Origin of the sequence: Vibrio fujianensis (assembly GCF_002749895.1) — a bacterium.
Taxonomy (GTDB): domain Bacteria; phylum Pseudomonadota; class Gammaproteobacteria; order Enterobacterales; family Vibrionaceae; genus Vibrio; species Vibrio fujianensis.
The window spans coordinates 803248-809595 of the sequence record NZ_NBUS01000054.1 but is presented as its reverse complement, the minus strand read 5'-3'; the positions used below and the strand labels follow the sequence as shown (position 1 = coordinate 809595).

The 6348-nt window shown below is 42.5% G+C and carries 6 protein-coding genes; 3 read left to right on the top strand and 3 right to left on the bottom strand.

The genetic code is table 11. The annotated features are described in order from the left end of the window. Positions 1-21 precede the first annotated feature (21 nt). Positions 22-1542, bottom strand: coding sequence for a YjjI family glycine radical enzyme (locus B7C60_RS16815; RefSeq protein ID WP_099612626.1), 1521 nt, complete (start codon positions 1540-1542; stop codon positions 22-24). A 326-nt stretch (positions 1543-1868) separates the two neighbouring features. Then, positions 1869-2348: a MarR family winged helix-turn-helix transcriptional regulator gene (locus B7C60_RS16805; RefSeq protein WP_099612671.1), complete on the bottom strand. Its 480-nt coding sequence runs from the start codon at positions 2346-2348 to the stop codon at positions 1869-1871. A 147-nt stretch (positions 2349-2495) separates the two neighbouring features. Here B7C60_RS16805 and B7C60_RS16800 point away from each other — a divergent pair, with 147 nt between their 5' ends. The 3 genes from B7C60_RS16800 (at position 2496) to B7C60_RS16790 (ending at position 4843) form a co-directional block, all read left to right on the top strand. Beyond that, positions 2496-3401, top strand: a complete 906-nt coding sequence (locus tag B7C60_RS16800; protein ID WP_099612625.1) for an EamA family transporter — start codon at positions 2496-2498, stop codon at positions 3399-3401. Position 3402: 1 nt separating this feature from the next. Next, positions 3403-3561 (top strand): hypothetical protein, encoded by a 159-nt coding sequence (locus tag B7C60_RS16795; protein WP_425445519.1) that lies wholly within the window; start codon positions 3403-3405, stop codon positions 3559-3561. 346 nt (positions 3562-3907) lie between these two features. Continuing rightward, positions 3908-4843: an exopolyphosphatase gene (locus B7C60_RS16790; RefSeq protein ID WP_099612624.1), complete on the top strand. Its 936-nt coding sequence runs from the start codon at positions 3908-3910 to the stop codon at positions 4841-4843. Between the two features lie 60 nt (positions 4844-4903). Here the strand turns inward: B7C60_RS16790 and B7C60_RS16785 are convergent, their stop codons facing one another. Further along, positions 4904-6070, bottom strand: a complete 1167-nt coding sequence (locus B7C60_RS16785) for a DUF3103 domain-containing protein (protein WP_099612623.1) — start codon at positions 6068-6070, stop codon at positions 4904-4906. Positions 6071-6348: the final 278 nt, after the last annotated feature.

Below are 6348 nucleotides of genomic sequence, written 5' to 3'. Positions count from 1 at the left end.
TGTGATTGACAGTCGTTGGCATTATTCACCTGCAATAAATTCATGACTTACTACTCTTGGTACTCGTTGAGTCACTTTGGTTTCGGTGCAGGCTTCAGCGCCCAGTGCCGTTGTATTGGTACGCGAACCTTGTTGATAATAGGCCTCTAAGTCGGATTTTTTTACCATATAGCCGGTAATTCTGACTAAATCGTTACCTTGGGTATTGGCGGTAAATTCTCGCATTCCATGGGCAAAAGCACCTAGGCAGAGATCGGTTAACGCTTGAGGATTGGCTTTAATGGTTTCGTCGAGGGTTAAAATATCACTCACCCCAGAGTGGTAGTAAGCATGCTGCGGCGCTAATGCGAGTAAATGGCTAACGGGATCGGGCTCTTGACCGTAGCGAATTCGGATCCCTGGAGTGGTTTGTGTATCAATCGATAAACCACCTTGTGAATGCAGTAAAGCGCGATTCGCCAAGCCGTAGGTTACGGGGGTCTGGGTAACGATATCACTTAAGGCTTGAGTAATGGTTAATGCCAATTGATTCGCTGCTGGATCGCGTCCGTATTCAGCTTGATCGGCTAATAAATGATTAACTGCTTCGGCCATGCCATAAATACCAAACATGGGCGCAAATCGCTGTTCTTCGATTAACCCTTCAGTCACTAAAAAGCTTTGAAAGAAATTTGATTGTTGATGTAAAAATCGGCAACGTTGCTCTATCAGTTCGTACATCAAGTCACAATAATAAGGCAAGGTCTGATTTAACAATGTCTCTATGGTCTGCGCTTGTTCAGCTACAGCTTTAAGGTTTAGACGTACTAAGGTATTTGCGCCGCCACGAACGGGTAACGCATTATAACAACTGACAATACCGAAACTAGGCTGGGTATTTTGCTCAGCAAAGATGGCTTGATGTAAGGGCCAGTTGGCGATATGAGGCTTACTGCAATGAATAATATTATCCGTTGCTTGACGAAGTAGGCTGTTTGGCGTGCGTTCGGGGTCGTACATGAGTGTTAAGTTAGGGGCAACTTGCTGTAATTCAGCATCGATTTTTAACACCATGCGGCAAACACGGTTATCTTCTGGCCCAATATTGGCATGCATAAATGCATCGGGAAGCGTTCTATCTAATTGAATCCAAAACCGTTTTAATGAACGGTAAAGATGTTCATCGGTCACATCATGGCAATAAGGTAGCAGCAGTTGGTCAAGGTAGCCTAAAAATACCGGCATATTCGTCACCGATGGAACATGATGATATAAAACCATCAATTTCATTAATGCATCGTCAAAATCTTCTGCCGGTGTTAGCTCTAAATACGATGATCCTTGCGTGAGGAAGCGTTGATAGTCGGGTAATACATAGCGAGGTTTAAACGGCGCATGTCCTTCAAACATATCACAAATAATGCCTTGTTCCATCGCCTCAATTAATTTTGGACTACGAGAGACATAAGGTAAACTGGCGTCTGCTTGAGCCGCTAAAGCAAGGGTTTTTTGTTTGGGATTTAATGCTGCATTGGTCACAATCGCGAGAAGATCATCTTTCATTACATTATCCAAGTCATTGGTACATCAATAACCTCATACTAACAATGGTCTTAGCGCGAACAAAGCCGAATCAAGGTGTTGAGCTGCTGGTTAATAAAGAAGTATGAGCTTACGCACGTATTTCCTTCCTACTTGAAGCTGTAACTGTGCTGCTGGTTACTATCACTTTGGCTACGGTTTACGCCATGGAGCAAGAGTTTTTGCACATGTTTGTTGAAAACAGATTCCCCAGCGTTATTTTCAAGTTTGTTGCACAATCCGCGTCGAGCGCTTTTTCGTCCAGAAGCGCTTGTCTTTTAAAACGGCTCTCCTCGAAGTGGTTGCTTTTATTCTGCCAGCAGAATTCTTTTTAAGAGCTGCTCTAGCTGTATTTGTTCTTGGTTAGTGAGCACTTCCAACATGCGATTCATATTGTCGACATGGGCATTCAAGGCTTGGTCGATCAACCTTTGTCCTTGTTCGGTCAAAATTACCTTACAACTGCGTCTGTCTTGATCGCTGGCAATACGCTGCACTAATCCGCGTTGCACCAGTTGTTCAATGCGTGTACTGATCGCACCGGAAGAGAGCATCAAGGTTTGGTACAACTCAGTAGGCGTGATGGCGGTATTGCTACGACGGATGGTCGCCAGAATATCAAACTCAACTGAGCTTAAATCAAAGCGTTGGAAGACTTGATCTAATTGAGGTTTCCAAAGTCCATGGGTGCGGCTTAATCGGCCAACAATACCCATCGCCGAGCAATCTAGCTCCGGTCTGACATTGTGCCACTGTGCAAGAATGGCATCCACTTTGTCATTTGGCATGGTGTTATCTGATGACATGATCTCTCCCTCTGAATGTATCTTTCTGAAAAGATACTTGATTAAAAACCATTTCTCTATTATTTTCTAGAAAGTATCTTTCTTGAGAGATACTTTTATGGAAGTTAACGCTACTAAATAGGGTGAAAAATGAATACAACGTCAGGAATCAAGACGATGCTGCTTACTGCCATCGCACCTATCGTATGGGGCAGCACCTATATCGTAACCACCGAAGTACTACCGCCAAATTCGCCACTCATGGCTGCTTTAGTACGAGCTCTGCCTGCTGGGATATTGCTAGTACTGTTTGCTCGAACTTTACCAACTGGAAATTGGTGGTGGCGTTTACCTGTATTGGGCTTTTTTAATATTGGTTTCTTCTTTTACTGCTTATTTTTTGCAGCGACTGAATTACCAGGAGGAATGGCAGCATTGGTGATGTCATTCCAACCTATGTTGGTGATGATGATGAGTTGGATTCTACTGAGCACACGGATCACCCCTTTGCAGTGGGTTGCTGGGGGTGTTGGTATCATTGGGATTGGACTATTAGTGCTTAATCAAACCGCATCTTTGAGCATACAAGGTTTATTGATCGCCGGTTTAGGAACATTCAGTATGGCCTCTGGCGTCGTTCTGACTAAAAAATGGGGCCGTCCTCAAGGCATGTCGACACTTGGATTTACCGGCTGGCAATTATTGTTTGGTGGCCTGTTTTTGCTGCCCACGACACTGTGGATTGAAGGCGTACCAGAGCAAGTTACTGTGCTTAACTACCTGGGTTACGGATACCTGAGTGTGGTTGGCGCTATGTTGGCTTACTTTCTCTGGTTCCGTGGTATTGAGCAACTGCCAACGGTCACGGTGTCCTTTCTTGGCTTTTTGAGCAGTGTCTCAGCTTGCTTACTGGGTTATGTCATTCTCGATCAAGCACTCACTTGGACGCAAATTTTCGGGGCAGGGGCGATTTTTATCTCTATTGTGCTGGCTATCCCGCGTTCTACCTCAACCACTTATTCAACAACACTGGCTTTCAGTTTAAAAAGAAATTGATATGAAACGGACTCTTATCTCTGGCAGTCAAAGCGCACACTCACAAAGTTTGAATGTGGCGAACTACTTGAAAGGCCTTGCAGAACCACATTTTAATCAGATCGAAATACTGGATTTACCGTTTTGGAATGAAAGTGTCTGGCAGAATAGTGATTACTAAGTGCTTACGAGACCGCGCTTTCGTCTGTGCACCGTGACATGGTCAATTTGGGCAAAACGTATCTATTGCGAAATATTGCTGATGTGGGTTTCCACTCTATTTTGGGTTTAATGTTTTAAGCGTTTGTGAGCCTTATTAAGCTCGACTACCCTTAAAAGGTAACGTATTTATTTCAATACCTTTCCGATTTGAATTTGTAGCGGAGTTGGCTACGTTGGTTCACCTCAATTGCATAATCTGCCTATGCTCATGAGGACTTACTTACCGCCTACCTGCAACTTCAAGTTGTTTGGGTATAGGTTTATTTTTAGCTGTTGAATGACAAACATTGGAAAAGGATTTAACCATGCCACAACAACAAAAATTCCGTTTAGTTACCAGAAGTGATTTTGATGGTTTAGTGTGTGCGGTATTACTTAAGCAGCTTGATTTGATTGATGAGATTAAGTTTGTACACCCGAAAGATATGCAAGATGGACTGATCGAGATTACCGAGCACGATATTGTGACCAATTTACCTTATGTTAAAGAAGCGCATATGGTGTTTGACCATCATTTATCAGAAACCATTCGTAATCAAGGGGCTCGGCCTAATCATGTTATTGACCCGAATGCGCCCTCTGCTGCGCGTGTGGTATGGGATCATTATGGTGGTCAATCGGTATTTCCCGAGCGATGGGTAGAGATGATGGCGGCGGTTGATAAAGGCGATTCAGCTCAGTTTACTCGTGATGAAGTCCTCGATTCTCAAGGTTGGAATTTATTAAATTTTTTGATGGATGCACGCACTGGACTTGGTCGCTTCAAAGAATTTCGAGTCTCTAACTATAACTTAATGATGAATTTGATTGAGAATTGTCGAACGCAAAGTATTGAGCAAATTTTGGCACTGCCTGATGTTCAAGAGCGGGTTGATCTTTATCGCAAGCATGAAGTTAAATTTAAAGAACAAATTCAGCGTTGTGGAAAAGTGTATCGTAATCTTGTGTTGCTCGATTTAACCAGTGAAGAGGTGATTTACGCGGGTAATCGATTTATGATCTATGCGTTATTTCCCCACTGTAATATCTCGATTCATAAAATGTGGGGTTTTCAACAGCAGAATATTGTTTTTGCTACGGGTAAATCGATTTTTGATCGCAGCTCTAAAACCAATGTTGGCGCATTAATGCTTAAGTACGGTGGTGGTGGTCATCACGCGGCTGGAACGTGTCAAATTTCATTATCTGACGCAGAGCGTGTGCAAGAGGAATTAATCAAACAAATTAATTTAGATGGTTAGAGATCATACATAACAAACGAACAGGCGGTGAACTAGCCTGCTCGTTTGAGTGGGCGTGGTTTAATGCGTTGGATTAATCGTTAACGGTTCGAAGGTTACCAGTGCATTATTGGTTGCGCCAGGGTGGTCAATATAATGCTTATCTTGTTGAATAGTATAGTAAACATCAACAAAATCATCATCATTAGTCAATAATCCACTGGGAATGGCATCAATAATTTTACCTGTAATATTGGCAATCACCGAATAGCCTTGCGCTTCAAGATCGGGGAACGATTGAAGCACTTTTTCAGCCGCTTCAACCAACAGCTTAGCGAGTTCTTGATAATTCGTACCACTATCTTGTTCCATCAGGACGATATCGACAGCCCCCCAACGATAACGAGACCAATGGATCATCACTTGGTTAGGAGAATAGTCAACTTTGTCATAACTTAGATAAGGCATATCTATCACATCAATAGTCGGCTTATCACGACTTGGATCAACCCCTGTGACAAGCGCATAAATTTCAGCTTTGCCTGAAATCCAGGGCTCTTTGTCATCCTCTAAGCGAATTTTTTTCAGTACCGTGGTTGATAGTGGTTGGCTAGCCGATTTATTCGACTCACTGAGATCACGCGCTTGCGATCTAGCGACGAGATCGTCAGATTGAGTGATCGGTTGTTGCCCCAATTTTTGTAGCTCTTGACGCATGGCTTGTAAGCCGGCCTGTAGCGACTTGGCGCTATTATTATCGACAACAAAGACAGGAACATTGGGCATTTGGTAGACATCTAAATAATGGATATTACCATAAATATCAAATGCTTCGATAAAGTCCCAGGTTTGTTCATTGCCTTTAGGTTCAAAAGCAAATAATGGCAGTTGGCCTTGTTGTAAATCTTTGAGCATAGTGCCATCAGCTAAACGAAGCTCTAAGAGATCGTCAGTAAACGCTTCAATACCTTGCAGTGTTCGGATGGTTTTGTCGGCTTGTTTTACTCGTGATGTTAACGTTGGATTTTGATCATCACTGACTAAATTTGCAAGGGAAACACTTAGCTGATCGTTATTAAGTGTGTTCTGTAACGAGCCTGAATATAAATGGTAGTTTTGACTCAAGTAGTAGGCAATATCACGTTTTTCATTACTGATTGTATCAGCGCGTGCAGTATTATCATCTTCGGATTGACAACCTAATAAAGCGAGGGTGAGTCCGACAATTAGAATTATTTTTTTTATCATAAGAGGGCCTTTAGGGCAGCGAATAAAACGAGGTTACAAGATGAATTTAACATAACGATTAATACCGTCAATCATATTGATAAAGGAAATGCTGAACGGAGATCAAACATTAGACCTTTTACTCTATATTCTTCTAATTTAAAGCGACGTTGGTGCTGGCTCGCTTTATTCACCTGAATTACCTAGGGTCTGTGGATGATGAAAAATATCCTTGCTGCTAACCTGAAAAATTTTCATGTTGTATGTGAAGCTTATTCACTATGATCTTGCTCACAGTA